Source organism: Arthrobacter sp. efr-133-TYG-104 (assembly GCF_030208915.1).
Lineage (GTDB): Bacteria > Actinomycetota > Actinomycetes > Actinomycetales > Micrococcaceae > Arthrobacter.
This window is the reverse complement of the sequence record NZ_JARVTA010000013.1, coordinates 35,478-60,641: the sequence shown is the minus strand read 5'-3', so window position 1 is coordinate 60,641 and position 25,164 is coordinate 35,478. Positions and strand designations below refer to the sequence as shown.

The following is a 25,164-nucleotide window of genomic DNA, read 5'->3' as shown; positions in this document are numbered from 1 at the left end:
CGGGCATAATCGAAGGGTGAATTCTCCCCGCGCATGGCTCATCTGGACGATCGGCGTTTTTGCGTACCTGGTGGCCGTAGCGCAACGAACCTCGTTCGGTGTTGCCGGCCTGGAGGCCACTGAACGGTTCCACGCCAGTGCATCGGCCATCTCCTTTTTCACCGTCTTGCAGCTGTTGGTCTACGCGGGGCTGCAGATTCCGGTCGGCGTGCTGGTGGACAGGTTCGGCTCCCGGGCCATGGTTGCCGGCGGCGCAGTGCTCATGGGGCTCGGTCAGTTACAGCTGGCCTTTGCAGACAGCGTTCCCGGCGGTGTTCTGGGCAGGGTTCTGGTCGGCGCGGGGGACGCGATGACCTTCATCTCCGTGGTCCGCCTCGTGCCCCTGTGGTTTGCTCCGTCAAAGGTTCCACTGGTTACGCAACTCACGGGTATGTGCGGGCAACTGGGTCAGCTCTTTAGTGTCGTGCCGTTTGCCCTGCTTCTCCACTCAGCCGGATGGACGCCGGCATTCCTGACGCTATCCTCCATGTCCGTTCTTGCTGTTGTCTTGGTGATTGTCATGCTCCGGGACGCGCCTCCAGGCCATCCGGCTCCGGCAACCGGGCAAGGAATGCGGGCTACCGCCGTTTCCTTGTCCCGGGCCTGGAAGCAACCCGGGACGCGCTTGGGGTTGTGGAGTCACTTTACGGTCCAGTTCAGTGGGAACCTGTTCGCGATGACGTGGGGCTACCCGTTCCTGCTGTCCGCTCAGGGTTTGGACGCCGGGACTGTATCGGCGCTCATGGCACTTTTTGTTGCGACGGCGATCATCTCCGGTCCCGGGGTGGGACGCTTCGTATCGAGGCACCCCATGCGCCGATCTGCGATGGTCCTCCTGATCACCACGGCCACAGCATTGGTTTGGGCTGTTGTGTTGCTTCTGCCTGAACGGGCACCCCTGTGGCTCTTGGCGGTGTTGGTGGTGGTGCTCGCCTTGGGCGGTCCGGGATCGATGATCGGTTTTGACTTCGCCCGTACGTTCAATCCGTCGCACAGGATCGGCACGGCCACAGGGATCGTCAACGTCGGGGGCTTTATCGCAGCGCTGGTGGCCATCTATCTCATAGGCCTTGTTCTTGATGTACTCAACGCCAGCGGATTCTCTGGCGGCAACCTGTACGGCCTGGCACCCTTCCGGGTAGCCCTCAGCGTTCAATTTGTTTTGCTGGGCTTGGGAACGGTCCTCATCCTGGCTTCACGGCGGAAGGTCCGGCGACAGATGGCAGCGCAGGGAACGCACGTTCCGCCGCTGGTAACGGTCTTGGTGCGCCAGCAACGGGAACGCGCCGAGAGACGACGGGCAGCTCGCTCGACCGACCGCGAGCGGGACAACACTCGCTAAGCTTCTTGCGGCGGCCGGCGTCTTTATCCACATAGGATAGTTGGCCGCTGTCCGCTCAAGCCGCAGTGGCCGAAGGTGGGGTTATGACCACCAACGAGACGCTGAGCATCCAGCAACCAGAAGACATCCTTGGCTATGTTCCCCACATGCTGGGCTACTGCCCGGAAGACAGCCTTGTCGCCATCACCATGCACGGCAAGGCTCTTGGGGCTACGTTGCGGGTGGACTTGCCACAACGGAAACCGAACTCATCGCCCCTGGCGGCATGGCTTGCAGCATTTTCGGACCAGATCCGGGGCTACCTCATTTCTGACAAGGATGCCGACGGCGTGCTGCTGGTTATGTACACCGATCACGGTTGGAGCGATCACACAGTGACCGTCGCCGCCACGCCGTTGCTGCAGGCCCTCCAGCACAGCCTCGACGAGGTGGGTTTACCAGTGCGGGATGCGTGGTTGGTCGGTTCGGAGTATTGGCGCAGCGCGTATTGCTCCGACGAACAATGCTGCCCCCAGCCGGGATTGCCGGTGACCATGATCACCAACAGTCGTCTAAGCGCCGAGATGGTGTTCCGCGGCAGCAGCATCGGGCCGTCTCCGAGAAGCGAGCATGAACGGCGGAACTCCTCTGACGTTGTTGGCTTGGACCCCAAGGTAGAGGCTGCCGAAGCCCGTTTTTCACTTTCATTGTCAGGAAGATGGCGCAGCGAACGTTGTTTCGACGCCGTCCTTGACGTGTGGCGCGGCGTGCTGGCCAGAAGCCGCGACCAGGTCCACTTGTCTGCGGAAACCGATGAAGACCTCATCGGATTCCTGAGAGCTACGCTCAAAGTGCCCGCCTGGAGGGACGCAGTGGTGGTGATGTCTGCCGCTGGCTCCGAATGCGCCAAGTCCGGTGCAGAAGCCTTTGGGCTGTTTAGTGGTGACGATTCAGATCCGCTCCCTTTCGACCCCTACCTGTTGGGTGGGCAGTGCTTCGGCGCTCCAAGTGGCGCCCGGGGGACAGAAGAGAAAGTGCGGCGTAGGGCTGGCGTCGGCGGGGATAGCGAACGTGGCGGATGTGGGGACTCCGCTAGGGGCGAGGACTTGGACCGACCTGGTGTCTACACCTACGGCGATGTCTTGCTGGGCGAACAACCCGACATCCCTGATTGGACCTGCATGGACTCACTTCAGCGCCTGCTCGGGGTGCTGTGTGGTGACGGAGAACAGGGCGAAGCATCAGCTGCGGCGTTGACGCTGCAAGCATGGGTGGCCTGGTGCAAGGGGAGAGGCTCCCATGCTCATGCCTGCCTCGTCCGGGCGCTGGAAGCCTGCCCCGGCTATCGCTTCGCGGAGTTGTTCATGGGCATACTCGGCGAAGGGAGCCTATGTGGGTGGGCCCGGAGTCCGGAGTCTGCGTGGCGACGAGGCAGCGGCGTCGCTTCCTAAGGAAGGGGAGAGTTCCCTCAAGCGAACTCGGGCGAACTCAGGCGAACTCAGCTGGTTTAGACGCCACAACGTGCCACAACGGCGTGGGTTTGGCAAAACCGTGAGACAATGGATGCCGAGACCCGGTTGGGTCCGCGTTCGAATGCCTGTTGTGGCCCCTGATTCGGGAACATATCAGTGTCGTCCGGAGTTCTACTTAAGGACTCTGCAGACGGCGATCGCATTTGAAATTGATCGCGGACTTGACAGGGTCATAGTGGTGTTGCCCGCATGGTGATTCCACAGACCGCCGCTAGAAAGGTTTTCTGTGACTTCCTCTTCCGTCGAGAAGGAACCCGCCGCCCAGGCTGAATTGACCGCTGAAGAAAAGAAAGCGGCCACAGCAGCTAAACGCGCGGCCACTCGTGCTGCCAACAAGGCCTCTGATGCTGAGAAGCCAGCGCCGAAGAAACGTGGGCCCAAGCCCGGTGCCAAGGCTGCCGCGGAAGCTGCGAACAAGTCCTCCGCCGCGGACTCAGAGGACAGCGCCGAAGATGAAGACTTCGACCCTGCTGCCGCCGAGGAAGTTGAAGTTGGGGACGATGACGCGGAGGATGGTTCCGCAGCGACCAAGGACAAGGCCGCCCCGTCCGGCTCCGGTTTTGTCTACTCTGACGCGGACGACGACGATGCCCCCGTGCAGCAAGTCATGTCAGCCGGTGCCACAGCGGACCCCGTCAAGGACTACCTCAAGCAGATCGGTAAGGTCGCCCTGCTGAACGCAGAGCAGGAAGTCGACCTCGCCCTCCGGATTGAAGCCGGACTCTTCGCGGAAGAGAAAATCAACGCGGACGATGGATCCATGGATCCCAAGCTCAAGCGTGAACTCGAGTTCGTCATCCACGACGGCAAGCGCGCCAAGAACCACCTCTTGGAAGCCAACCTTCGCCTGGTTGTTTCCTTGGCCAAGCGCTACACGGGCCGCGGAATGCTGTTCCTGGACCTGATCCAGGAAGGCAACCTGGGTTTGATCCGCGCGGTCGAGAAGTTCGATTACACCAAGGGATTCAAGTTCTCCACCTACGCCACATGGTGGATCCGCCAGGCAATCACCCGCGCCATGGCAGACCAGGCCCGTACCATCCGCATCCCGGTGCACATGGTGGAAGTCATCAACAAGTTGGCGCGCGTCCAACGCCAAATGCTTCAGGACTTGGGCCGCGAACCCACTCCCGAAGAACTGGCCCTCGAACTCGACATGACGCCTGAAAAGGTTGTTGAAGTACAGAAGTATGGCCGCGAGCCGATTTCGCTGCACACGCCCTTGGGTGAGGACGGTGACTCCGAGTTCGGTGACCTCATCGAAGACTCCGAAGCAGTGGTTCCCGCGGACGCTGTCAGCTTCACGTTGCTCCAGGAGCAATTGCACTCGGTTCTGGACACGTTGTCTGAACGGGAGGCCGGTGTCGTGGCGATGCGATTCGGCCTGACCGATGGCCAGCCGAAGACTTTAGACGAAATCGGCAAGGTCTACGGTGTGACGCGTGAGCGTATCCGACAGATCGAATCCAAGACCATGTCCAAGCTTCGCCACCCATCGCGGTCGCAGGTTCTCAGGGACTACCTGGACTAGGAACCGCTTTCAGCAAGAGCACAGAGCGATCCGGCCGTGTCTTCGGCCGGGTCGCTTTTTGCTTCTGCGGGCTGAGCGGGTTCGGTAAGCCCATACGCAACAAGGCCCCTCCCGGAGGGAGGAGCCTTGCGATGCGTCGGATGTTGCTACCGAGACCCAGAGACCGGGCAGTTCTGGTCAGTCGACCGGAACAGGGGCATTCTCGTTGAGGCGTTCGGTTTCATCGTGCCAGTCCGAGGTCAGGGGACGAAGCGTAGCCTCGACTGCACGTGCGTGGTGGCCGCAGAAGAGCAGTTCACCGCCGGAGGTCTCGAGTACAGCGCGGACATATGCTTGGGCTCCGCAACGATCGCACCGGTCAGCGGCGTTGAGCGTGCGGGCTGCAACTGCTGTTGTCATGTCGGCCTCCTTAGTAGTTCTGTATATCCATATAACCAGTATTCGATGCAGAACCATGGCAAGGATGGGTGACTTTCGCTGTCCGCGTATCACATGTGAGTAACGTAACGGCGCATCGGATGGCTATAGGGAGTGGCTGCGCGTACCGGAACCGAGCGGCGGCTAGCCTAGTAGGGGCAGTGTTAGCGGTTTCGCGGTGTCGTGGTGACTACCCGCGCAAATGCGCCCGACAAGTACGTTTGAGCTACACCTGAAGGAGCACACTGCGAGTGGCACCGAATTCTGAATACAACGCCCGGCATCTTTCCGTCCTTGAGGGCCTCGAAGCTGTCCGCAAGCGCCCGGGTATGTATATCGGATCCACCGACTCCCGTGGCCTGATGCATTGCCTGTGGGAGATCATCGACAACGCCGTTGATGAGGCTCTGGCTGGTTTCGGCCATGACATCAAGGTCATTTTGCACGCGGACAACTCCGTGGAAGTACACGACGACGGCCGTGGCATTCCCGTGGACATCGAACCGAAAACGGGCTTGTCCGGCGTCGAAGTTGTGTTCACCAAACTGCACGCCGGCGGTAAGTTCGGTGGCGGTTCCTACACTGCCTCCGGTGGTTTGCACGGCGTGGGAGCTTCCGTGGTCAATGCGCTCTCCAGCCGCCTGGATGTGCAGGTGGACCGGGGGAGCAAGACCTATCAGATGTCCTTCCGCCGTGGAGAGCCCGGCCGGTTCGTTGACTCCGGAGCCAAACCAGGTCCCGCTGCGCCCTTTGAGCCATTCGTGGAGAACTCAGTGCTGGACGTGGTGGGCAAGGCAAAACGGGGAGTCACAGGGACCCGCGTCCGCTACTGGGCGGATCGGCAGATCTTCACACCGGACGCAAAGTTCTCCTATGACGACCTGGCCGCGCGCGCTCGGCAGACGTCCTTCCTGGTACCCGGCCTGAGGATCACGGTCCGCGATGAGCGCAAGCTTGCCGGTACCCCCGGCGAGAACGGCGTCCACGAGGAAGTGTTCCATCATGACGGCGGCATCTCGGAGTTCGTTGAGTTCCTGGCTGCCGACTCGGGAGTAACCGATGTGTGGCGTTTGCACGGCTCCGGAAAGTTCAAGGAAACCGTTCCGGTCCTGGACGAAAACGGTCACAGCAAAATAGCCGAAGTGGACCGCGACTGCGAAGTGGACATCGCCCTGCGGTGGGGCATTGGCTATGAGACCACCATGCGTAGTTTCGTCAACATTATCGCTACGCCCAAGGGCGGTACCCACCAGGCGGGCTTCGAAGCAGCATTGCTCAAGACCTTCCGTAAAGCTGTTGAAACGAACGCGCGGAAGCTCAAAGCGGGCAACGACAAGATCGAGAAGGACGATGTCCTAGCGGGCCTTACAGCAGTTCTGACGGTCCGGCTGGCGGAACCGCAGTTCGAGGGACAAACCAAGGAGATCCTGGGTACATCCGCGGTGCGGGCCATAGTGGCCAAGGTGGTGGAGAAGGAAATCACCGACAGGCTCAACTCGGCCAACCGCAATGATAAAGCGCAATCCGCCCTGCTGCTCGAGAAGATCGTCAGCGAGATGAAATCCCGCATCTCGGCTCGCGTCCACAAAGAAACCCAGCGCCGGAAGAACGCCCTCGAGACGTCCTCCATGCCCACTAAGCTCGCGGATTGCCGCACCGATGACGTTGCCCGTTCGGAACTCTTCATCGTGGAGGGCGACTCTGCGCTGGGTACCGCAAAACTGGCCCGCTCCTCCGACTTCCAGGCGTTGTTGCCAATCCGGGGCAAGATCCTCAACGTTCAGAAGGCATCGGTCGGAGACATGCTGTCCAACGCTGAGTGCGCCGCCCTGATCCAGGTGGTGGGGGCCGGGTCCGGGCGCAGCTTCGATATTGAAGCAGCCCGCTACGGCAAGGTCATTCTCATGACGGACGCCGACGTCGATGGTGCCCACATCCGGACGCTGCTGCTGACCCTCTTCTTCCGCTACATGAGGCCCATGGTTGAGCAAGGGCGCGTCTTTGCGGCCGTGCCCCCCTTGCACCGGGTGGAAGTTATCAATCCCGGGCAGAAGGCCAACGAAATGGTCTATACGTACTCGGAAGTTGAACTTCACGTCCTGCTGGCCAACCTCGCCAAGGAGGGCAAGCGCTACAAAGAGCCCATCCAGCGCTACAAGGGCCTGGGGGAAATGGATGCCCAGCAGTTGGCCGAAACTACCATGGACCCGCGGCACAGGACTCTGCGTAAAGTGGGCATCGACAGCGCCCAGCGTGCAGAGGAAGTCTTTGATCTCCTCATGGGCTCGGACGTTGCGCCGCGCAAGGAGTTCATCATCGCCGGTGCCGCCACCTTGGACAGGGAGCGCATCGACGCGTAACGGGGAAGGCCGCCCCTAGCCGAAAAGTCCCGGCACGATCAGCAGCGCGGTGGGAACGGCGAGCAGCATGGCCGACGCCGCCAGTACTGTAGCGCGGGCGCCGCGGGTCAGTTCCGGCTGTGGTGAGAGTAACCGGCTGACGCGTGACGCCGTCGTGCGCGGTGAGTCAGCGCCGCCCATGGCGCTGACTTGGTTGCCCTCGACGACGACGCCGCCCTCGCTCAGGGCGCCGGTCCCAATCGCGGGCTTCGATGTGCCGCTGGCCACGATGGCGATCGCCTTGATGAGCGTCCCTGTACTTTCGGAGCGGAGAGCGACGTCGTCGGCCAGCATTTCGATCAGGGAGTTCACCGCTGTTTGGGCGAGCCGTGTTGTGGGGAACCAGGGCAGGGCTTGCCGCCAAGCAGCAAAAGCCCACAGCAGCAGATCATGCCGTTGCGAGAGATGGGCGTTTTCGTGGATGAGTACCGCCCGGAGTTCGGCGGGTTCCAATGCGGCCATCAGGCCATCGGATAATACGGTCACCGAGCGGGCGCCACCGGGCAGGCAGTAGGCCACAGGGGAGTCGTGATTGATCACCACGGTGCGGGGACCGTCATCGGACGGGGACGCCAAAAGGGCCAGCAATTCGCGGTGGCGGCGGCGCTGGCGCTCTATTTTGTAGTAGGTCAGCAACAACGTGAACACCAAGTGGGCCGTCAGCAGGGCCGCCGCGGACAAGGCGAAAACGTGCCAGAAGCCCAGCGCCGTAGTGGGTTCGTTGTTGAGGACCATTCCGGCCAAGCGCTTGAGCCCGGCAATGAGGTTATCGCCGATGGGCTCGAGCCCGTAAACGAGCATGGCCCCGATCATGGAGAGGCCACCGGCAAGGGCGATGGCCTGCCAGAGAACCATGGCCGTGAATGGTGAGCGTGCCGGCCATTGTGCGCGCGAGAGGAGTACCGGTACCGGCCACGCCAAAATCAGTGCAAGGACCGCAAGCAGGTATGAGGTCCAGAACATAGTGGCTAATTGTAGCCGAGCAGTTTGCGCAGGGTAGCGGCTTCACTCTCTGTGACGGAACCAATGAAGCGTGCCAGCACTGCTTCGCGGTCCGGGGCCGAGCCAAGGACCTCGTGCATGAGTTCGGCGGTGTGGTCGGCACGGCTGGAGACCGCTTGGTAACGGTGGGGGCGCGTTCCGCGCTCACGCTCCACGAGGCCCTTCTTCTCCAGTCGCGAGAGCACTGTCAGGACCGTGGTGACTGCCAGGTCCTTACCTTGGTGTCCGGCGGTGCCGTCCGAGGCAGCAGAATCCTGTGCCAAAAGGTCACGCAACGTGTTGGCAGTTGCTGCTTGCTGGCCTGCCCAGAGCAAATCCATCACTGCTCGCTCGAGTTCCCCAAGACTTGCCATCAAAACTTCCCTGCCTTCCGCATCCCGGTTTCCATGCAAGAGTGCCGACGGGAGCGATGATCCAACATTCCATCACTAATTTACTGCTTTTCAACTTCTCATTCTACGCCAAGTAGAACTATTAGTGCGTCGCCACCCGGAGCGAGTCGTACTGCGCTGGGCCGCGTGTGTGACTTCACTTGAAGAAGCGACGTCGGCGCGGAGCGTTTGTTCTACACTGTGTAGAAGACAGAGTTTTCTACGGTACGTAGAAGTCAGTCTCCACTTCGGTCCGCCGCACAAAGGACAGCCATGGACGCCTTGGAAATCGCACGCTGGCAATTCGGCATCACCACCGTGTACCACTTCATGATGGTGCCGCTCACTATCGGCCTGGGCCTGGTGGTAGCCGTCATCCAGACACTGTGGTTCCGCACCGGGAAACCCGAATATCTCCGCATGACCAAGTTCTGGGGGAAGCTGTTCCTCATTAACTTCATCATGGGTGTGGCCACAGGCATCGTGCAGGAATTCCAGTTCGGCATGGCATGGAGCCAGTACAGCCGCTTCGTTGGAGACGTTTTCGGCGCGCCGCTGGCCTTGGAAGCTTTGCTGGCCTTCTTCGTCGAATCAACTTTCTTGGGTCTCTGGATCTTCGGTTGGAAGCAACTGAAGCGCGGTGTCCACCTCGCTTGCCTGTGGATCGCCGTCATCGGCTCGGTTTTCTCCGCGTACTTCATCATCGTGGCAAACTCTTGGATGCAGCACCCGGTCGGTGTCACCATGATTAATGGCCGGCCGGTGATGACTGACGCGTGGGCCGTCTTCACCAACAACACCGCTCTGGTGGCCGTACCGCACACCCTTCTGGGCGCTCTTGGCGTTGCGGGAGCCTTTCTGCTGGGCATTTCCTGGTACCACTTGTGGCGCCGCAGGAAGGACGGCATCGATGTTGTGGGCTCGGACGGCACACTGGTTGTCGGCGAAGCAACCATCCCCGGGCGCGACAGAGGCGATTACTCCGTATGGCTGAGGTCCTTGCGGATCGGAGCCGTCGTTGCCATGATCTCCTTCGCAGGAACCGCTGTGACCGGTGACCTCCAAGGCAAACTCATGTTCGTGCAGCAACCCATGAAGATGGCAGCTGCCGAGGCTGCGTGCCATGACGGCACCGGCTTTTCCGTCCTCAGCGTAGGCAACCTGGGTTCCACCAACTGTGACGACATCAAGGCCGTCATCGAAGTACCGGGAATCCTGTCCTTCCTTGCAAAGGGCGACTTCTCCACCGAAGTCAAGGGAGTGAACAGCCTCCTCGGCGAGTACCAAGCAAAGTACGGCACCCATGTGCCGAACAACCCGCTGTACGGTGACCGTGCCGGTCAGGAAATCCAGTACGTTCCCGTCATGCAGGTTACCTACTGGGGCTTCCGCATGATGATCGGTTTTGGTGGACTAGCCGCACTCGCCGCCCTGGTGGCCTTGTGGGTGACCCGCAAAGGCATCGTGCCGCAGTCCACATGGCTGATGCGACTCGCAGTGCTCGGAATCCTCGCACCGTTCGGTGCCAATGCAGCGGGATGGATCTTCACCGAGATGGGACGCCAGCCGTTCGTGGTTGCCCCGAACCCGGACATGAACGGGATCGATCAGGTCTTCATGTTTACCGCCGCAGCCGTCTCGCCCGGAGTCAGTGCGGGAGAGCTCCTGACATCCCTCATTGTCTTGTCCGCGATTTACGCGGTCCTGCTCGTGGTGGAGGTGAAGCTGCTGGTCAAGTACGTCCGCGGCGGCGTGGCCTCTGCCATGCCGGAACTGGGCAGGGACATGCAAGGCAACGACGCAAAAGACGACGATGCAAAAGACAACGACGACGACGGCGGTCACCGCGGGACCCCGGACGACGTTCTGGCCTTCGCCTACTAGGAAGCAGGGAGACTGACAATGGAACTGTTGCCAACCATCTGGTTCATCGCGATCGCTGTGCTCTGGACCGGCTACCTCTTCCTTGAGGGCTTTGACCTCGGGGTCGGCATGCTGATGAAGCTGTTTGCCCGCACCAACACTGAACGCCGCGTGTTGCTCAATACCATCGGGCCCGTCTGGGACGGGAACGAGGTGTGGCTACTGACGGCAGCAGGGGCCACGTTTGCAGCCTTCCCGCTCTGGTACGCCTCGCTCTTCTCCGCGCTGTACCTGCCTTTGCTCGCTGTCCTGGTGGCCCTGATCTTCCGCGCCGTCGCCTTCGAATACCGCGGCAAAGTGGATTCCGAGAAGTGGCGCCGGGGCTGGGACTGGGCGATCGCCGTCGGATCCTTCCTCGCTGCCTTTGGCGTCGGCGCCGCTTTGGCGCTCACCACCACTGGCCTGCCCCTGAACGCCAACGGCGATCGCACGGGGGGACCCATGTCCTGGTTCAGCGGTTATGCGCTCCTGGGAGGGTTTGCCGTCGTGGCGTTCGCCCTGGTCCATGCGCTGGCATTCCTCGCGTTGAAGACCGACGGCGAGGTGCGGCACCGGGCCCGGCGCTGGTTTGTGCGGCTGCTTCCGGTGGCCGTACTGCCGATGATCGGCTGGATGGTGGCCCTGCAGGTCCTGGCGGGCAAACCGTGGACATGGGCCATCGCTTCAGCAGGTGTGGTGGCAGCGGTGTTGGCTTGGCGTATGGCCCGCACAGGGTCGGAGGGGCGGGCCTTCAGCGCCCTTGGCGGGTTCCTCGTCTGCGCTACGGCTTCAATTTTCGGAGCAGCCTTCCCGGTGGTCGTTCCGTCCACCATCGATCCCGCGTTCAACCTGACCATCTCCAACGCCTCGTCCTCGAACTACACCCTCGGCCTGATGAGCATCGTCGCAGCCATCGGACTGCCATTGGTGATTGCGTACCAAGCATGGACCTATTGGGTTTTCAGGCGCCGTGTCAGTGCAGCACATATCCCTGAAGCGCACGGATTTCTTCCCGCAATCGCCGCCAAGGTGCTGGTCTCGAGCAAAGCAGCTCCCGACAGTGCACCTCTCGACGACGCCGCTCGCCCCGGCGATCGCCGGCCGCTGGCTTAGTGACCCCGATGAAGCCCGTCTTCCCCCCAGGCCCCACCACCCGCTCCGCCCTTTACTGGATCGGCTTGCTCTCGGCCCTGAAGGCACTATCGCTGGTACTCATTGCCCAAGCGGTGGCAGGCTTGCTCGCCCACTTCGCGTCCGGAGCCGCCGACGCGAACAGCGGGCTTTTCTGGGGCGCCGTCGGGGCAGTCCTTCGCTCCCTCGCCGTCTGGGGCCAAGGAGTCGCATCCCGCCGCGCCGCCTTGGGCGTCAAAGAGGAAATACGGGCGAGTCTGCTCAAGCGCTCGCTTGCCGGGGACATCGCAGGGCCGGAAAAGCCGATGAACGACGGCGGGCTGGCCGTCCTTGCCACGCGCGGCCTGGACGCGCTGGATGACTACTACACCCAATACCTTCCCGCACTCATCAACTGCGCCACCGTGCCATTGCTGATCGGGGCGCGGATACTCTTCGCGGACTGGGTCAGTGCCGTGGTGATCGTCCTGACGGTCCCACTGGTGCCACTCTTCATGGTGCTCATCGGCCGCCACACAGAGGACACCGTGCGTGCCGCCCAGACCACCCTCCGCAAACTGTCCGGGCACATCCTGGAACTTGCCAAGGGACTGCCCGTCCTGGTGGGCCTCGGCCGGGCCAGCGAACAGCGTGCAGCGCTGGAAGAAATCTCTGAGGAGTACCGTGGGCGAACCATGGGTACGCTACGCACGGCTTTCCTTTCGGCGTTGGCCCTGGAGCTCATATCGACCATCTCAGTCGCCGTGGTTGCCGTGTTCATCGGTGTGCGGCTCGTGTCAGGCGATATGCCGCTCGAGGCGGGCCTGCTGGCGTTGATCCTCGCTCCCGAGTGCTACCTTCCCCTCCGGGAGTTGGGCACCGCCCACCACGCCAGTGACGACGGGCGTGCAGCGCTGGAAACAACCGACGCTGTACTCGCCGCTCCCAGCCACCACCCCGTCACCGCTGCCGGGAACGGTGGGCCACTCGCCGACGTCGTAGTGACAGGGTTGGCGGTCACCTACGCCGGCAAGAGCCAAGCCGCCGTCGGGCCGCTGACCTTCACCGCCCCCCGAGGCGCCATAACAGCGCTCGACGGCGAGAGCGGCGCCGGGAAAAGTACCATCCTGCGCGTCCTGGCGGGGCTCATTGGGTCCGGGCAGGGCGCCACCGTCATCGGGACCGTCACAGGAGTCCACCCGGAATCCGTCGCATGGGTACCGCAGCACCCGGTCATGGCCTCGGACACCGTGCGGGAAGAGATAGAGCTCTATCTGGGGGAGACCGAACTCGACACCGCCGAGGCCGTTGCCCGCGTACTTCGCAGGGCCTCGGCAAGCCACCTCGCAGGCAAAGTACCCGCCGAACTGAGCCCCGGCGAGCTGCGCCGGGTGGCGCTTGCCCGAGGACTTGCCAGACTCGAGGCCGGAGCGAAAATCCTCTTGCTCGACGAGCCGACCGCCCACTTGGACCTCTCTGCCGCCGGCGCGGTCCGCAACGCCATTGAATCCCTGCGCGGCACCACAACCATTCTCTTGGTTGCCCACGACGCACAGACCAGGGCGCTCGCAGACTACGTCGTGCCCGTGGGCCGGGGCGGCTTGCCGGGGGCTGGCGGCACAGTCCAGGCTCCTGCCGTTCCGTACCTCGCCGAGTTGGATTCCGCCCGGGCCACCGAGGCGGCTCCGGGGTACCGGCAGGCGGATGCGGACGGGGTTCCTGAACGTGCCAGCGCGTCGACGCCGGCGAGTATCAGAGGCTTGTTGAGGGTCCTCGCGCCGGTTCGCGGAAAGTTCCTGGCCGCAGGCGCCTTGGCTGTCCTGGCGGCTCTGTTTGCTGTGGCCCTGTCCGGCTTGTCCGGTTGGCTGATCATCAGGGCCAGCCAGCAACCGCCCATTCTTTACCTGTTGGGCGCGATCGTGGGAGTGAGGTTCTTCGGCATCGGACGTGCCGTTTTGCGTTACTCCGAGCGGCTCCTCACCCATGACGCCGTCTTCTCGGCAATGACGCGACTCCGCGGTGCCCTGTGGGCAACCCTGAGCCGCCGAGCCCTCTCCCTGCGGCGGCTCCTGCAGGGCGGCAATGTGCTTGGTTCAATCGTGGATGACGTGGACACCCTCCGCGACCTCCTGCCACGAGTGGTCCTGCCTCCGGTCACTGCGGTGGGAGTGGGCGCGGCGGCTATCTGCGCGACCGCCATCATCGCGCCACCGGCGCTGCCTGCCACGATATCCGCCACCGTGATGGGGCTGGTACTCGCACCGATCGGAGCCGTCCTGGCCGACCGGAACGCCACTACATCGGAGCAGAAGATCCGCGCGGTGGTCCTTCGGGGAGTCGCGGTGGCGCTTAATGCCCGCGAGGATCTCAGCGCCAACCGGGTGAGTGAGCCCGTCCTCTCGGCCCTGCGCGCTAAAGACCGCGAGGCCACGGTTTCGGCCCTGCGGTCCGCTTGGGCGGAAGGACTGGGCCAGGCCTTGATTGTGCTCGGCTGCTCCCTTGGTGCTTTGTGGGCCGGAGTCCTTAGTGGACAGCCTCTACATGGCGGCCTGCCTCCGGAACTCACGGCGGTGGTTGTCCTGCTGCTGCTGGCCCTGGTGGAACCCTTCAGCGGGGTTGCTTCCGCCGCCCGTTTGGCCCCGGCCTTGAGGGCGGTCCTGGGCCGGGTTGGAACTTCGGGCGCCTTGGACGCGACCGCCGATGGCGGCACGAAACAGGCCGGAAAGATGCTCGACGCCGGTGTCCGTCACCTGGCCGACCGACCGGGCAACGCCGCGGGTGGGCCTGGCCAACCTGGCCTTGAACTCGTTGGCGCGGCGGCAGCATGGCCCGGTGGTCCGATCGTGTTTTCCGGTCTCACGGCTGAAGCGGGCCCCGGCCGTTGGCTCGTTGTCACGGGACCCTCGGGCGCAGGGAAGTCAACGCTCCTTTCCGTGCTGCTCGGATTCCTGCCAGTCACGGAAGGTGTGGCGCGTGTGACGGGTGTCGCCGCTTGGTGCCCCCAAGAGGCCCACCTCTTCGACTCCACCATTCGGGGAAACCTGCTCCTAAGCCGGCCTGCGGGAGCGAAGCCCGGCGAGGCCGAGATGCAGAAGGCGCTGGCCGACGTCGGACTTCACCGTCTGGTGCAGTCGTTGCCTGGTGGCTTGGACGCTCGGATTGGCCCGGGCGGCGCTTTCCTCAGTGGCGGCGAGAGGCAGCGCCTAGCCATGGCACGGACCCTCTTGACAGGTGCATCGGTGCTCTTGTTGGACGAGCCAACTGCCCACCTGGATTCGGCCTCGGCGCGGGAGATGATGGCGATTCTGAGGGCCGGACTTCGGGGTGTCACCGTAGTGCTCGTGACCCACAATCCGGAGGACATCGACCCATCTGACGTGCGGCTCGAGTTGTCCGGAAGAGCAGGGGCCGTAGTGACAGGAGAGCTGTTGGCTACTGAGGCGTAGATCAGCCATCCACGTCGTGGAGGTGATGGACGACGTCGTGCAGGAAGTACCGCGAAAACGTCAGCACCGTGAACGCTGATCCGTTGCTGCGGATCCCTGTGCGCTTCCAGTCGTCCTCCACTACCCGGGCAAATGATTCTGCGATCTGCTCGCCTTCGGCCTGAAGCTCGTCGGCAACGGTCTGCGGGTCCGAGGACCCATAGTCGCCGTCCACCGCGGCCTGGTCCTGGTCCCAATTCGCGAACCTTGCGTCGTCCTCGGTCAGCATGAGGTTAAGCCGTTGGTCGAAGAGGCTAAAGACGTCGCGGACATGGCACGCGTACTCCAGATCGGACCACGTATGGTCGTTTGGGCGCTCCGATGCTTCTCCCCGGCGCAGGACCGCGCGCCATCTGGGCAGCATGTTCAGTACTACGCCCGGGACCACCGAGGGAGTGACGGTGGAGGGATCAAAACCACAGTCGGGGCAGGGCTCGGAGAGCACCCACGTCCAGTCTTTTTCATCAGGGATGATCGGCATGCCGCCAGTCTAAGCTGATCCCGTTCACATGCCTCCCAGACGCTGACTGCCGGAGCCGAAACAGGTACCGGACTCCGGTTACTTCCCAACCGCTCCGAGAGTAAAGTTCGTCCCGGGAGGAGAGCCGGAAAGAGAAAGATATGCTCAAAGATCTGCAAGTTGGTGCCGTTCTACCGGCACAGGACCTGGGCCGGGCACGCGCGTATTACAGCGAGAAGCTCGGGCTGGAACCGGAGAACCCGGACGCCGAGGACAACCTCATGTACAAGTGCGGCGACGGAACCGGATTCTTCATCTACCAGACGTCGAACGCTGGTACGGCCAAGAACACACAAATGGGCTGGATGGTCAGCGACGTTGATGCCGCTGTTGCGGAGTTGAGGGAGAAGGGAGTGGTCTTTGAGGACTACGACTTCCCCGGGCTGAAGACCGAGAACAGCGTGGCAAGGATGCCGGACGGAAGCGCTGCTGCGTGGTTCCTGGACAGTGAGGGCAACATCCTGAGCCTCAACCAAACCCCATAGGAAAGCACAGCAGGAAGGACAACAGGAAGGGCAGCCAGGCCAGGCGTCCAGCTTGGCCTTACTGCCTTTCGCCAACAATGCGGTCCTTCGGCAAGATGCCGTTAGCGGCTAGTCCTCCTGCGTCCAGGCCATGCTCGGGCCCACAGCCTCGACCGGTTGCGATAACGGAACACCCGAGCCGTCACGGCGTCCGTGCTCCTGCGGGAGCGACCTTGCCACCCCCGCTGCGGACGATGCCTTCGCCGGGCCATGTCCTGCCCACGCAAGAAGCAAAGTGTCCTCGCCTTTGAGGAACCGGTGCACGCGCACGCCCCCGGTGGCCCGTCCCTTCACGGGATACTCCTCGAAGGCCGTTACCTTTGCGGTTCCCGGTGCCGTGCCCGGCAGGGCGCCTGAAGTCCCGGCGATGGTAACGACGACGGCCGCGGCATCATCGGCGCGGACGGCACCGAAGTGGATGGCTTCGTCGCCCGCGGCAAGCTTGATGCCGGCCATTCCGCCTGCTGTCCGTCCCTGCGGGCGGACGTTGGAGGCACTGAACCGCAGCAATTGTGCCTGTTTGGTCACGAACACAAGGTCGACGTCGTCCTCTTGGGCCGGTTCCACGGCGAGGACTGAATCCTTGTCCTTCAAGGCGATGATGTCCCAGTCTTCGCGGTTCAACGGATACTCGGGCTGGACGCGTTTGACCACGCCTTGAACAGTGCCTATGGCCAGAACCGCATCCAATGGGACGAATGCCACCAGCGACTCACCCTTGAGCAACGTGATGAAGTCTTTCGCCGGGACGCCGCCGGCCAGGTTCGGAAGGCCGGAGACCGGCGGCAGGACGGGCATGTCCATGACCTGCAACCGCAACATGCGGCCTTGAGAGGTGACCGCGCCGATTTCTCCCCGTGCTGTGGTTTTTACCACGGAGCGGAAGACATCATGCTTTGTCCGGGGACCGGATTCAGCGAGCGGCTCCTGGTTGGATGTCCTGGCAATTTGGCCCGAAACGCTGAGCAACGCCCAGCAAGGATCGTCCGGGATTTCCAGGGGCAGCGCTGCACCTTTGCCCTTGGGACCAGGCGCAGCAGCGGCGAGGGCTGCAGCCACCGTGGGGGAGACGGCCTCTGATTCCAGCAGCACTGTACGCCGGGGCGTGCCGTACTTTTCGGCGACGGTGGCGAGTTCGCCGGACACCACATCGCGGAGCAGCTCGTCAGAGGCAAGGATGGCCTCAAGGGCTTCGATTTCGCGTCGGAGTTCGTCCTGCTCTTTTTCCAACTCAAGGCGGGAGTACTTGGTCAACTGCCGGAGGCGCAGTTCCAAGATGTAGTTGGCCTGGATCTCGGTGAGATCGTAGATGGACATGAGCCGTTCCCGAGCAGCCGAGGCTTCGTCGGACGAACGGATGATCTGGATAACCTCATCGATGTCCACGATCGCGATCAGGAGGCCCTCCACCAAGTGGAGGCGGTCCTTCTTCTTGCCCAGGCGGAACGAGGTGCGGCGCCGCACCACATTCAGGCGATGTTCCACATAGACCTGCAGCAACTGCAGCAGCCCGAGAGTTTGCGGCTGGCCGTCAACAAGAGTGACGTTGTTGATGCCGAAGGAATCTTCCATGGGGGAGTAGCGGTACAGCTGCTGCAGCACGGCGTTCGGATTAAAGCCGTTCTTCAACTCGATAACGAGCCGCAGGCCGTGGTTACGGTCCGTCAGGTCCACCACGTCGCTGATGCCCGTTAGTTTCTTGGCGTTGACGGCGTCCTTGATTTTCTCAATGACTTTTTCCGGCCCCACCATGTAGGGAAGCTCGGTAACCACCAAGCCGGTCCGCCGCGCCGAAAGCTGTTCCACCTCGACTTTTGCCCTGGTTTTGAACGAGCCCCGGCCCGTGGCGTAGGCATCGCGGATTCCGTCAAGGCCCACAATACGGCCACCCGTTGGCAGGTCCGGGCCGGGGATGAAACGCATGATCTCGTCCAGCGTGGCGTCCGGCTTCGCGATGAGGTGGCGTGCCGCAGCGATGACCTCCACCAAGTTGTGCGGAGCCATGTTGGTTGCCATGCCCACAGCGATTCCGGTGGTTCCGTTCACCAACAGGTTGGGGAACGCTGCGGGGAGGACCTCCGGCTGGGTCAGCTGGTTGTCGTAGTTCGGAACGAAGTCCACCACGTCTTCATCCAGGTGGTCCGTCATGGTCAACGCGGCGGCGGCGAGTCGTGCTTCCGTGTAGCGCGGGGCGGCCGGGCCGTCGTCGAGCGAGCCGAAGTTGCCGTGGCCATCAATCAAAGGCAACCGCAGCGAGAAGTCCTGGGCCATGCGCACCATGGCGTCGTAAATGGCAGCGTCACCGTGGGGATGGAGCTTACCCATGACCTCACCCACCACGCGCGCGCTCTTGACGTGTCCACGGTCCGGGCGCAGTCCCATGTCGGCCATCATGTACAGGATGCGCCGCTGGACGGGCTTGAGGCCGTCGCGTGCGTCCGGGAGGGCGCGCGAGTAGATAACCGAGTAGGCGTATTCCAGGAAGGAACCTTCCATCTCGGAAGTGACGTCGATATCAACGATGTTCTCGGTGAAGTCGCCGAGGGGCTCGCCCTTGCGTGCGGAAGTTTGGCTGCGGGCCATGGGGTCGGTGAATCCTTGAAAGTTGTACTGCGGATGTTTTAGCTAGGCTAAGCCTATGGTGGATCAGCCCGGCGTCGGCATTTATCCGGAATATTGGGAGGCCGATGTCGTCCTGCGCGACGGCGGGACCGCCCACCTACGCCCTATCAGGCCCCAGGATGCCGATGCTTTGCAGGCCTTCCACGCGGCCCAGTCCCAAGCCTCCATCTATATGCGGTTCTTCTCTTTCAAGCCCAAGCTCTCGGGCAAGGAAGTGCGGCGGTTCACTGAAGTGGACCACGTCAGCCGGGTGGCTTTCGTCATCACCATCGGGGGCGAGATTATCGGGATCGGCCGCTATGACCGGCTCGATGACCCGCTGGAGGCCGAAGTCGCCTTCAACATTTCAGACGCCCACCAAGGCCGCGGAATTGGCTCCATCCTGTTGGAGCATTTGGCTGTGGCCGCCCGTGAGAACGGGATTCGCCGCTTCACGGCCGAAGTGCTGCCGGACAACAGGAAGATGCTCATGGTCTTTGCCGATGCCGGCTATGACCTCAAACGGCAGTTCGACGACGGCGTGGTCTCGGTCGAGTTCAACATCGACCCCACGGAGAAGTCCCGGGCGGTCATGGAATCCCGGGAACACCGTGCGGAGGCGCGCAGCGTCCGCGACCTTTTGTCGCCGTCGTCGGTGGCTGTGATCGGTGCCAGCCGTAAGTGGGGAAGCATCGGCCACCAACTGCTCGAACACATCATCGAGGGCGGGTTCAAAGGCCCGGTGTACGCCGTCAATCCGGAGGCTTTTGAACTGGCGGGCATGATCTCGTTCGCCAAACTCTCGGACATACCCGGGCCGGTCCAGTTGGCCATCATCGCTGTTCCCTACGATGAGGTTCCCAAGGTGGTGGAGGACTGTATCGGTGCCGGCGTCAAGGGCATTGTGGTCGCGACGGCGGGATTTGCCGACGACGGCGAACGCGGCCTTGCGCGTCAACACGACTTGGTCCGGCGCGCCAGGGCTAACGGGATGCGGGTCATCGGCCCCGAATCGCTGGGGATCGTCAATACACACCCGGCAACTTCCCTCAATGCATCCATGGCCCCTGCCATGCCCCGGCGCGGCAGCCTGGGCCTCTTCAGCCAGTCCGCGGCCGTGGGTGTGTCCGTCTATGCTGCGGCAAGTCGGCGCCGGCTGGGTTTGTCATCGGTGCTGTCGGCCGGTAACCGCGCCGACATCTCGGGCAACGACGCCATGCAGTATTGGGAGGACGACGCCGATACCTCCGCGGTGGGTTTGTACCTCGAATCAATCGGCAATCCTCGCAAATTCTCGCGGTTGGCACGGAGGTTGTCGCGGAACAAGCCCGTCATTGTTGCCAAGTCCGACGTCACGGGCCTTTCCCTGCCGCCCGGTCATGCCGTCCGGACCACCCAGGCTCCACCGGCTGCGCTGGATGCTATGTTGCGCCAAGCCGGGGTTATCCGGGTGGACACGATCGAAGAACTGATGGACATCGCGCAAGTGGTTTCCACGCAGGCTTTGCCCAGCGGTCCGGGTGTAGCGGTGTTTTCCAACTCCATGGCCCTGGCGAAAGTGGTTGCCGACAGTGCCGGTCCGCACGGGCTGGACGTGAAGCGCTTTGTCACTGATGTGGACCTTGAAGCCGGCATGTCCGTTGCCCTGCCCGCATTGCGCGCCCGCCTGCAAGAAACCTTGGGCGAGGACACGGTGCACGCAGTAGTGGCAGCTCTCCTGCCCGTCCGAGGCCTCACGGTTGAAGCGTTGGCCGGCGTTCTTGCCGAGTGCGCCTCCCGGGCCGGGAAACCGGTGGTGGCCGCATTCACAGGAATCCTTGATCCCTCGATCCAGGTGGAAGGCTTGGTCGGGGGCGAAGGAGGGACCTACCTGCCGTGTTATTCCAGCGCGGGGACGGCTGTTGCGGCGCTGGCCGCGACCGTCCGGTATGCCCAGTGGCGGGATCGCGACCAAGGGCTCTTCCTTGACCCGGATGGATGCGACGTAGACGGGACAGGGGAGCTTCTGGCGTCGATGCTGGCCGACCTCGAAGGCGATGAGCTCAGGAAGCTCGACGCCGGTGCTGCCGCGACGTTGCTGTCCGGCTACGGCATCGAGGTGCTGCCGTCTGTGGGCTTCGCAACCCCGGATGAAGCGGTGGTGGCGGCAGAGGAAATGGGCTGGCCGGTGGTCCTGAAAACCACGGAACCTTCCCTTCGGCACCGGCTTGACCTTGGTGGCGTCCGGCTTGATATCCAGGATGCTGAATCACTGCGGCAAAACGTCGCCCAGATGCGCAGGGCTTTGGAACCGTACGGGTCCCCATCCCTTGAAGTGCAAGCAATGGCGCCAGTGGGACAGGCTTGCACCCTCCGCGCCATGGAGGATCCGCTGCTGGGACCGGTGGTCTCGTTTGGGCTGGCAGGGGATGCCGTGAACCTCCTGGATGACTGGGCCCATCGGGTTCCGCCCCTCTCCACAGTGGACTTGCATGATGTGATCCGCTCTCCCCGGGCATCACGAAAGCTTTTCGGCTACCAAGGCTTGCCGGCCGTGGACGTTGCAGCATTGGAAGACATTGCAGCTCGGCTGGCGAAGCTTAAGGACGACCACCCGGGCATTGCCCTGGTGGAGTTCAACCCGGTCCTCGCCGGCGCGTCAGGAGCGGCAATCCTCGGCGCGGAAGTCTGGATCGGGAACGCGGCGCAGCGGACTGACAGTGCCCGCCGGGCCATGCGCGGCTAGCCGCCGAGTTGTGTCCACAGGGCTGGGATGCGGTTAGGAAGTCACCGGGCGATCTGTGAAAATGGGGGAATGAGCACGCAGTCTCCGACGCCCCACTCGGGCCCATCCAACACCGGGTCCCACACTTCCCACCACCACACCTCCCAAGGGCAGAGCTTGGCCCAAGCCCTGGAACAGTCGGGTTTCTACCCACGGTTGGTGTCCGACGTCGTGGATGATGCCCTGGACGGTCGCGAATGCTTGTCGCACCTCGTGCATCTGGAGACCCATTTCGACCGGGCTGAAGTCCGTCGGCACATTACCGTCCTGGTGCTCACCGAGGACATGCTGGTGATCACCCACGTGGATGACCAGCAACTGGACGAGGCAGGCGAACAGATCGTCGCTCAAATCTCCACCGAGTCGGTGCCAGTGGCCCAGATCCGTTCAGTCGTGCTGAGCTACATCTATGCCCAGCCGCAGGATTACAAGCCGTCGGACCCGGTACGCGAGCTGACCGTCTCCATTGCCTGGTCCGGTGGCCAGCGGCTGGATATGGGACCTGCCAGCTGCGGTGATCCCCAGTGCGAAGCCGATCACGGCTACAGCGGCACAATCGCCCAGGAGGACATTGTGTTGCGCATCAGTGCTGAGGCAGACGGGCTCCAGGCCGTTCAAGACGCAAAAACGTTTGCCCGCGCGCTGCGTGCAGTCAATACCGGCAACGCGGCTCCTCTCCAGCACTCGGCCGTTCCGGCGCCCCGGCCCCGTTCAGGCGTTTTCAGTAACCGCCTGAACCGTGGACACCAGCGTTGAGCGATCCGCAAACGGACGTACCTTCAGCGCCACTGTTCGGAAGCAGGTCGATCGCCGAAGTCATGACCAGTTCCGCCGCGGCGTTGGGCGTGCCCGGTTTTGACAACCACCTTGGGCTGCTCCCCACGCAGCGTGTCTGCGTGGTCCTCGCCGATGGCCTGGGACGGAACCTGCTCAAACAAAAAGCTTCACATACGCCCTTTTTGCGCTCTGTCGCTGCAGCAGGGCAAGGGAACATTCCGGTGTGGATAGACTCGGCTTTCCCCAGTACGACGGCGGCGTCCCTCGCCAGCCTGGGCACCGGCCTTCCCGCCGGTCAGCACGGGATGGTGGGCTACGACGTCCTCGATCCTGCCCAGGACAAAGTGGTGAACCTGCTTGGCAACTGGGACGCAGGGGTGGACCCGCAACAATGGCAGCCCTGCCCCACTGTCTTTGAGCGGGTGGCGGCGGAGCTTGACGTCATCACTGTCAGCCTGCCTCAGTTCGGGAATTCCCCCATGACGCAAGCAGCCCTGCGGGGTAGCCGCTTCGCGGGTGGAACCACCCTGCACGCGCGCACGGCTGCTGCTGCCGAAGCCATGTCCGGGTCCCAGAGGTCCCTCATGTACTTCTACGTCAACGAACTGGACAAAGCGGGCCACCGTTATGGATCCCAGTCGGAGCGGTGGGAGCATCAGCTGGAAGAGCTCGATTTCACCATCAAACGCCTCGCCGCCACCCTGCCCGCCGGGACCACGATCGTCGTGACCGGAGACCACGGGATGCTGGATGTTCCGGAGTCCCAACGCATCGACTATTCCGCCGATGAGTCGCTGGTCTCCGGTGTAAGGCACACCGCCGGGGAACCCCGCATGGTTCATCTTTACTTGGAACCGGACACCAATGAGACCCACCGGGAGGCGCTCATTGCTGCCTGGCGCCGGCGTTTTGGCGAACGTATTTGGGCCTTCACAAGGGAGCAGGCAGTAGACGCCGGATTGTTCGGCGCCGTCCGCTCGGAGGTCGCCCCGAGGATTGGTGACGTCATGATCGCGGCCCGGGATACCTTAGCCCTTTATGACACCCGAAGAGTAAGGCCGGCGTCCCTGGAAGTTGTAGGACAGCACGGATCACTGACCAAGGCCGAGCGCGAGATCCCGCTGCTTTGTTTCACGGCTACGGGCAAGCGCAGCTGACCGCGGTTTCGGGGGTGTGCGTTCCGGGGTTGTGCCTTCGGGGATCGGGCCCGAACAGGGACGCTTAATCTCCGCGGGCTCCAAAAACGATTTCGTCCCAGCTGGGAATACTTGAGCGTTTAGGCCGGGACGGTTGCCGCTCCGCGGAAACATCGGGCTCTTTATGCTTGGCAGTGGCCTTTGAGTCCGGCGACTCTAAGCTTGGTGTCTCTGAGCTTGGTGTCTCCGGGTCGGTGGCCTTTGTCCCTTGAACCTTGGTGCCCTGAGTCTGTATCTCGGCAGTGTGCGTGACTGCGTGTTCGGTACCGGATGGGTCCGCGGCTGTGGGTCCATCACCACCGCTGCCGAGAAGCTCATCCAGGCCGGCAGGCTTCCGTGCGCCGGGCCCTGAGACTGTCCGCAGGGGACTGGCCACCACGGTGATTTCCCGCGTGTCCGTACTGACGCCCTCATGGAGTCGCAAGGAAGCGTCGCCGTCGTCGCCTGTGTCCGAGTGCATCGGCGCCAAGCTGAGCCGCGAAAGTATCGAGGGCCTGCCGTCCCTGCGGGAGCGCGTGGCAGGCGTCGGATCGACTTCCGGGTCCGCACTGGCGGGTTCCTCGATTGCGCCGACGTCCTCGGGCCTCGGGTGGGCAGCGGGAACATTGGTCAAGAGGACTGCTAAGGCGTCGTCCGCCTCTTCGTCCACGCCCAAGCGCTGGCCGCGCCGGGAACGCAGCATCTCCAGCAGGCTGTCCGAGTCCTTGGCTGACGTGCGCGCAGCGGTCTCAGCGTCGGTTTCGAAGTCGAAGGGCCGATCGGACACGGCGGTGAGGCGCCGTGCAGGCACTGGGCCGTCCAAGGGCTCAAGTTCGCTCAACTGCTGGGCCCAGCGGTTGGCGTTCTGCAGGGATTTCCGTTGCGGACTGAACGTCCACATAGCCGGTGGCTCCTCGCCGATGCTGCCGTGGGCGCCCGGAATGGTTTCGAAGCGCGCCACGACCGTCCACGTACCGTCAGCGCGACGCCAAGAGTCCCACTCCACCGTTGAGGAGTCGATGCCGTGCGCTGCGAGCCGGTGGTTCACCATCTCGCCGAGGCTCGCCGGGTTGTCGCCGAACGCCGAACGGTAGACGTCGTGGCCGGGGACCGGGGAAGCGATCTCGATATTGCGTGCCTGCCGAGCCACATATTCACGTTCGGCAAGGACGGGACCTTCATACCGTTGCACGCTGGCGAGGGGCAGTCCCGAGAGTTCAGCGACTTCTGCGGCGGTTGCTCCGCCGCGGATCCGCGCCTGGATGTCCCGTGGTGACATGGCGATGGGGGAGTTGGCGGCGCGTGCCGCCACTTGGGCGGGGGTCCGGCTGGTGGCAGCCCTCAGGGCCTCGTCGATCGGAAGCTGGAACATCGCACCGCCGGGTCCGCTGAGAAGCAGATGGCCGCCGTCGTCGTGGACGCCTACCAGTCGTAGATCCTGCATAACACCCTCCACCACATGGCATAACTGACATTCGAAACTCTGCCACCCGCGCAGGCCTTTTCCTATTAGGACAAGGGGCGTGCCGTGATATTCCGGCAAAACATTCGGGTGAATATCTTGGCGGGCGTCTGGCTGGCGTTCTGGCGAAGGTCCGCCTGAAGAAGTGCGGCCCTGGCGAAGCTCTGGACTTTTGCGGTACGGCGGAGGAAAATCTGGCCGGTATCGGGCACAAATCCGCGTACCCCGGCGT

The 25,164-nt window shown here is 63.0% G+C and carries 17 protein-coding genes; 11 read left to right on the top strand and 6 right to left on the bottom strand.

Going from position 1 to position 25,164, the window contains the following annotated elements; translation table 11 throughout:
• Positions 1-16: 16 nt before the first annotated feature.
• From QRN04_RS10995 to QRN04_RS10985, 3 genes are all read left to right on the top strand, one after another.
• Entirely contained in the window at positions 17-1,381 is a 1,365-nt protein-coding gene (locus QRN04_RS10995; protein ID WP_284976065.1) for an MFS transporter, read from the top strand.
• An 83-nt stretch (positions 1,382-1,464) separates the two neighbouring features.
• The gene (locus QRN04_RS10990; protein WP_284976064.1) at positions 1,465-2,811 is read left to right on the top strand and encodes a DUF4192 domain-containing protein; all 1,347 of its coding nucleotides are present in this window, start codon (positions 1,465-1,467) and stop codon (positions 2,809-2,811) included.
• Between the two features lie 307 nt (positions 2,812-3,118).
• On the top strand, positions 3,119-4,423 hold the full coding sequence (locus QRN04_RS10985; protein WP_284976063.1) for an RNA polymerase sigma factor: 1,305 nt from the start codon (positions 3,119-3,121) through the stop codon (positions 4,421-4,423).
• Positions 4,424-4,600: 177 nt separating this feature from the next.
• Here QRN04_RS10985 and QRN04_RS10980 read toward each other — a convergent pair whose 3' ends face one another.
• Positions 4,601-4,822 carry a DUF7455 domain-containing protein gene (locus QRN04_RS10980; protein ID WP_284976062.1) on the bottom strand — a complete coding sequence of 74 codons (222 nt, stop codon included), beginning with the start codon at positions 4,820-4,822 and terminating at the stop codon, positions 4,601-4,603.
• Positions 4,823-5,091: 269 nt separating this feature from the next.
• On the opposite strand from QRN04_RS10980, the gene QRN04_RS10975 reads away from it, so the two are divergent.
• A complete protein-coding gene (locus QRN04_RS10975; RefSeq protein ID WP_284976061.1) occupies positions 5,092-7,200 on the top strand; it encodes a DNA gyrase/topoisomerase IV subunit B in 2,109 nt (702 codons plus the stop codon).
• A 15-nt stretch (positions 7,201-7,215) separates the two neighbouring features.
• On the opposite strand, the gene QRN04_RS10970 is transcribed toward QRN04_RS10975, so the two are convergent.
• The gene (locus tag QRN04_RS10970) at positions 7,216-8,202 is read right to left on the bottom strand and encodes a M56 family metallopeptidase (protein ID WP_284976060.1); all 987 of its coding nucleotides are present in this window, start codon (positions 8,200-8,202) and stop codon (positions 7,216-7,218) included.
• A 5-nt stretch (positions 8,203-8,207) separates the two neighbouring features.
• On the bottom strand, positions 8,208-8,594 hold the full coding sequence (locus QRN04_RS10965; protein ID WP_284976059.1) for a BlaI/MecI/CopY family transcriptional regulator: 387 nt from the start codon (positions 8,592-8,594) through the stop codon (positions 8,208-8,210).
• Between the two features lie 291 nt (positions 8,595-8,885).
• Here QRN04_RS10965 and QRN04_RS10960 point away from each other — a divergent pair, with 291 nt between their 5' ends.
• Genes QRN04_RS10960 through cydD form a run of 3 tightly spaced genes read left to right on the top strand, consistent with a single transcriptional unit; the run spans position 8,886 to position 15,070 of the window.
• Positions 8,886-10,496, top strand: coding sequence for a cytochrome ubiquinol oxidase subunit I (locus QRN04_RS10960; RefSeq protein WP_284976058.1), 1,611 nt, complete (start codon positions 8,886-8,888; stop codon positions 10,494-10,496).
• A gap of 18 nt (positions 10,497-10,514) precedes the next feature.
• Complete coding sequence (cydB, locus tag QRN04_RS10955) at positions 10,515-11,627, top strand: cytochrome d ubiquinol oxidase subunit II (protein WP_284976057.1); 1,113 nt, start codon at positions 10,515-10,517, stop codon at positions 11,625-11,627.
• Positions 11,628-11,635: 8 nt separating this feature from the next.
• The gene (gene cydD / locus QRN04_RS10950; RefSeq protein ID WP_284976056.1) at positions 11,636-15,070 is read left to right on the top strand and encodes a thiol reductant ABC exporter subunit CydD; all 3,435 of its coding nucleotides are present in this window, start codon (positions 11,636-11,638) and stop codon (positions 15,068-15,070) included.
• A 1-nt stretch (position 15,071) separates the two neighbouring features.
• Here cydD and QRN04_RS10945 read toward each other — a convergent pair whose 3' ends face one another.
• Positions 15,072-15,590: a DinB family protein gene (locus QRN04_RS10945; protein ID WP_284976055.1), complete on the bottom strand. Its 519-nt coding sequence runs from the start codon at positions 15,588-15,590 to the stop codon at positions 15,072-15,074.
• 140 nt (positions 15,591-15,730) lie between these two features.
• Between QRN04_RS10945 and QRN04_RS10940 the strand changes: the two genes are divergently transcribed.
• Positions 15,731-16,114 carry a VOC family protein gene (locus QRN04_RS10940; protein ID WP_284976054.1) on the top strand — a complete coding sequence of 128 codons (384 nt, stop codon included), beginning with the start codon at positions 15,731-15,733 and terminating at the stop codon, positions 16,112-16,114.
• Positions 16,115-16,222: 108 nt separating this feature from the next.
• Here QRN04_RS10940 and QRN04_RS10935 read toward each other — a convergent pair whose 3' ends face one another.
• The gene (locus QRN04_RS10935) at positions 16,223-18,736 is read right to left on the bottom strand and encodes a DNA gyrase/topoisomerase IV subunit A (protein ID WP_284976053.1); all 2,514 of its coding nucleotides are present in this window, start codon (positions 18,734-18,736) and stop codon (positions 16,223-16,225) included.
• A 55-nt stretch (positions 18,737-18,791) separates the two neighbouring features.
• Here QRN04_RS10935 and QRN04_RS10930 point away from each other — a divergent pair, with 55 nt between their 5' ends.
• From QRN04_RS10930 to QRN04_RS10920, 3 genes are all read left to right on the top strand, one after another.
• On the top strand, positions 18,792-21,479 hold the full coding sequence (locus QRN04_RS10930; protein WP_284976052.1) for a bifunctional acetate--CoA ligase family protein/GNAT family N-acetyltransferase: 2,688 nt from the start codon (positions 18,792-18,794) through the stop codon (positions 21,477-21,479).
• 69 nt (positions 21,480-21,548) lie between these two features.
• The gene (locus QRN04_RS10925) at positions 21,549-22,274 is read left to right on the top strand and encodes a DUF5998 family protein (protein ID WP_284976051.1); all 726 of its coding nucleotides are present in this window, start codon (positions 21,549-21,551) and stop codon (positions 22,272-22,274) included.
• On the top strand, positions 22,271-23,452 hold the full coding sequence (locus tag QRN04_RS10920) for an alkaline phosphatase family protein (protein WP_284976050.1): 1,182 nt from the start codon (positions 22,271-22,273) through the stop codon (positions 23,450-23,452). The genes QRN04_RS10925 and QRN04_RS10920 overlap by 4 nt, the downstream gene beginning before the upstream one ends.
• 64 nt (positions 23,453-23,516) lie before the next feature.
• On the opposite strand, the gene sepH is transcribed toward QRN04_RS10920, so the two are convergent.
• Positions 23,517-24,914, bottom strand: a complete 1,398-nt coding sequence (gene sepH / locus QRN04_RS10915) for a septation protein SepH (protein ID WP_284976049.1) — start codon at positions 24,912-24,914, stop codon at positions 23,517-23,519.
• Between the last annotated feature and the right edge of the window lie 250 nt (positions 24,915-25,164).

Excerpts from the sequence above, each read along its gene's own strand:
- QRN04_RS10990 (WP_284976064.1), top strand. The coding sequence starts at position 1,465 with ATGACCACCAACGAGACGCTGAGCATCCAGCAACCAGAAGACATCCTT.
- QRN04_RS10980 (WP_284976062.1), bottom strand. The coding sequence starts at position 4,822 with ATGACAACAGCAGTTGCAGCCCGCACGCTCAACGCCGCTGACCGGTGC.
- QRN04_RS10970 (WP_284976060.1), bottom strand. The coding sequence starts at position 8,202 with ATGTTCTGGACCTCATACCTGCTTGCGGTCCTTGCACTGATTTTGGCG.
- QRN04_RS10965 (WP_284976059.1), bottom strand. The coding sequence starts at position 8,594 with ATGGCAAGTCTTGGGGAACTCGAGCGAGCAGTGATGGATTTGCTCTGG.
- QRN04_RS10960 (WP_284976058.1), top strand. The coding sequence starts at position 8,886 with ATGGACGCCTTGGAAATCGCACGCTGGCAATTCGGCATCACCACCGTG.
- cydB (WP_284976057.1), top strand. The coding sequence starts at position 10,515 with ATGGAACTGTTGCCAACCATCTGGTTCATCGCGATCGCTGTGCTCTGG.
- cydD (WP_284976056.1), top strand. The coding sequence starts at position 11,636 with ATGAAGCCCGTCTTCCCCCCAGGCCCCACCACCCGCTCCGCCCTTTAC.
- QRN04_RS10945 (WP_284976055.1), bottom strand. The coding sequence starts at position 15,590 with ATGCCGATCATCCCTGATGAAAAAGACTGGACGTGGGTGCTCTCCGAG.
- QRN04_RS10940 (WP_284976054.1), top strand. The coding sequence starts at position 15,731 with ATGCTCAAAGATCTGCAAGTTGGTGCCGTTCTACCGGCACAGGACCTG.
- QRN04_RS10935 (WP_284976053.1), bottom strand. The coding sequence starts at position 18,736 with ATGGCCCGCAGCCAAACTTCCGCACGCAAGGGCGAGCCCCTCGGCGAC.
- QRN04_RS10930 (WP_284976052.1), top strand. The coding sequence starts at position 18,792 with ATGGTGGATCAGCCCGGCGTCGGCATTTATCCGGAATATTGGGAGGCC.
- QRN04_RS10925 (WP_284976051.1), top strand. The coding sequence starts at position 21,549 with ATGAGCACGCAGTCTCCGACGCCCCACTCGGGCCCATCCAACACCGGG.
- sepH (WP_284976049.1), bottom strand. The coding sequence starts at position 24,914 with ATGCAGGATCTACGACTGGTAGGCGTCCACGACGACGGCGGCCATCTG.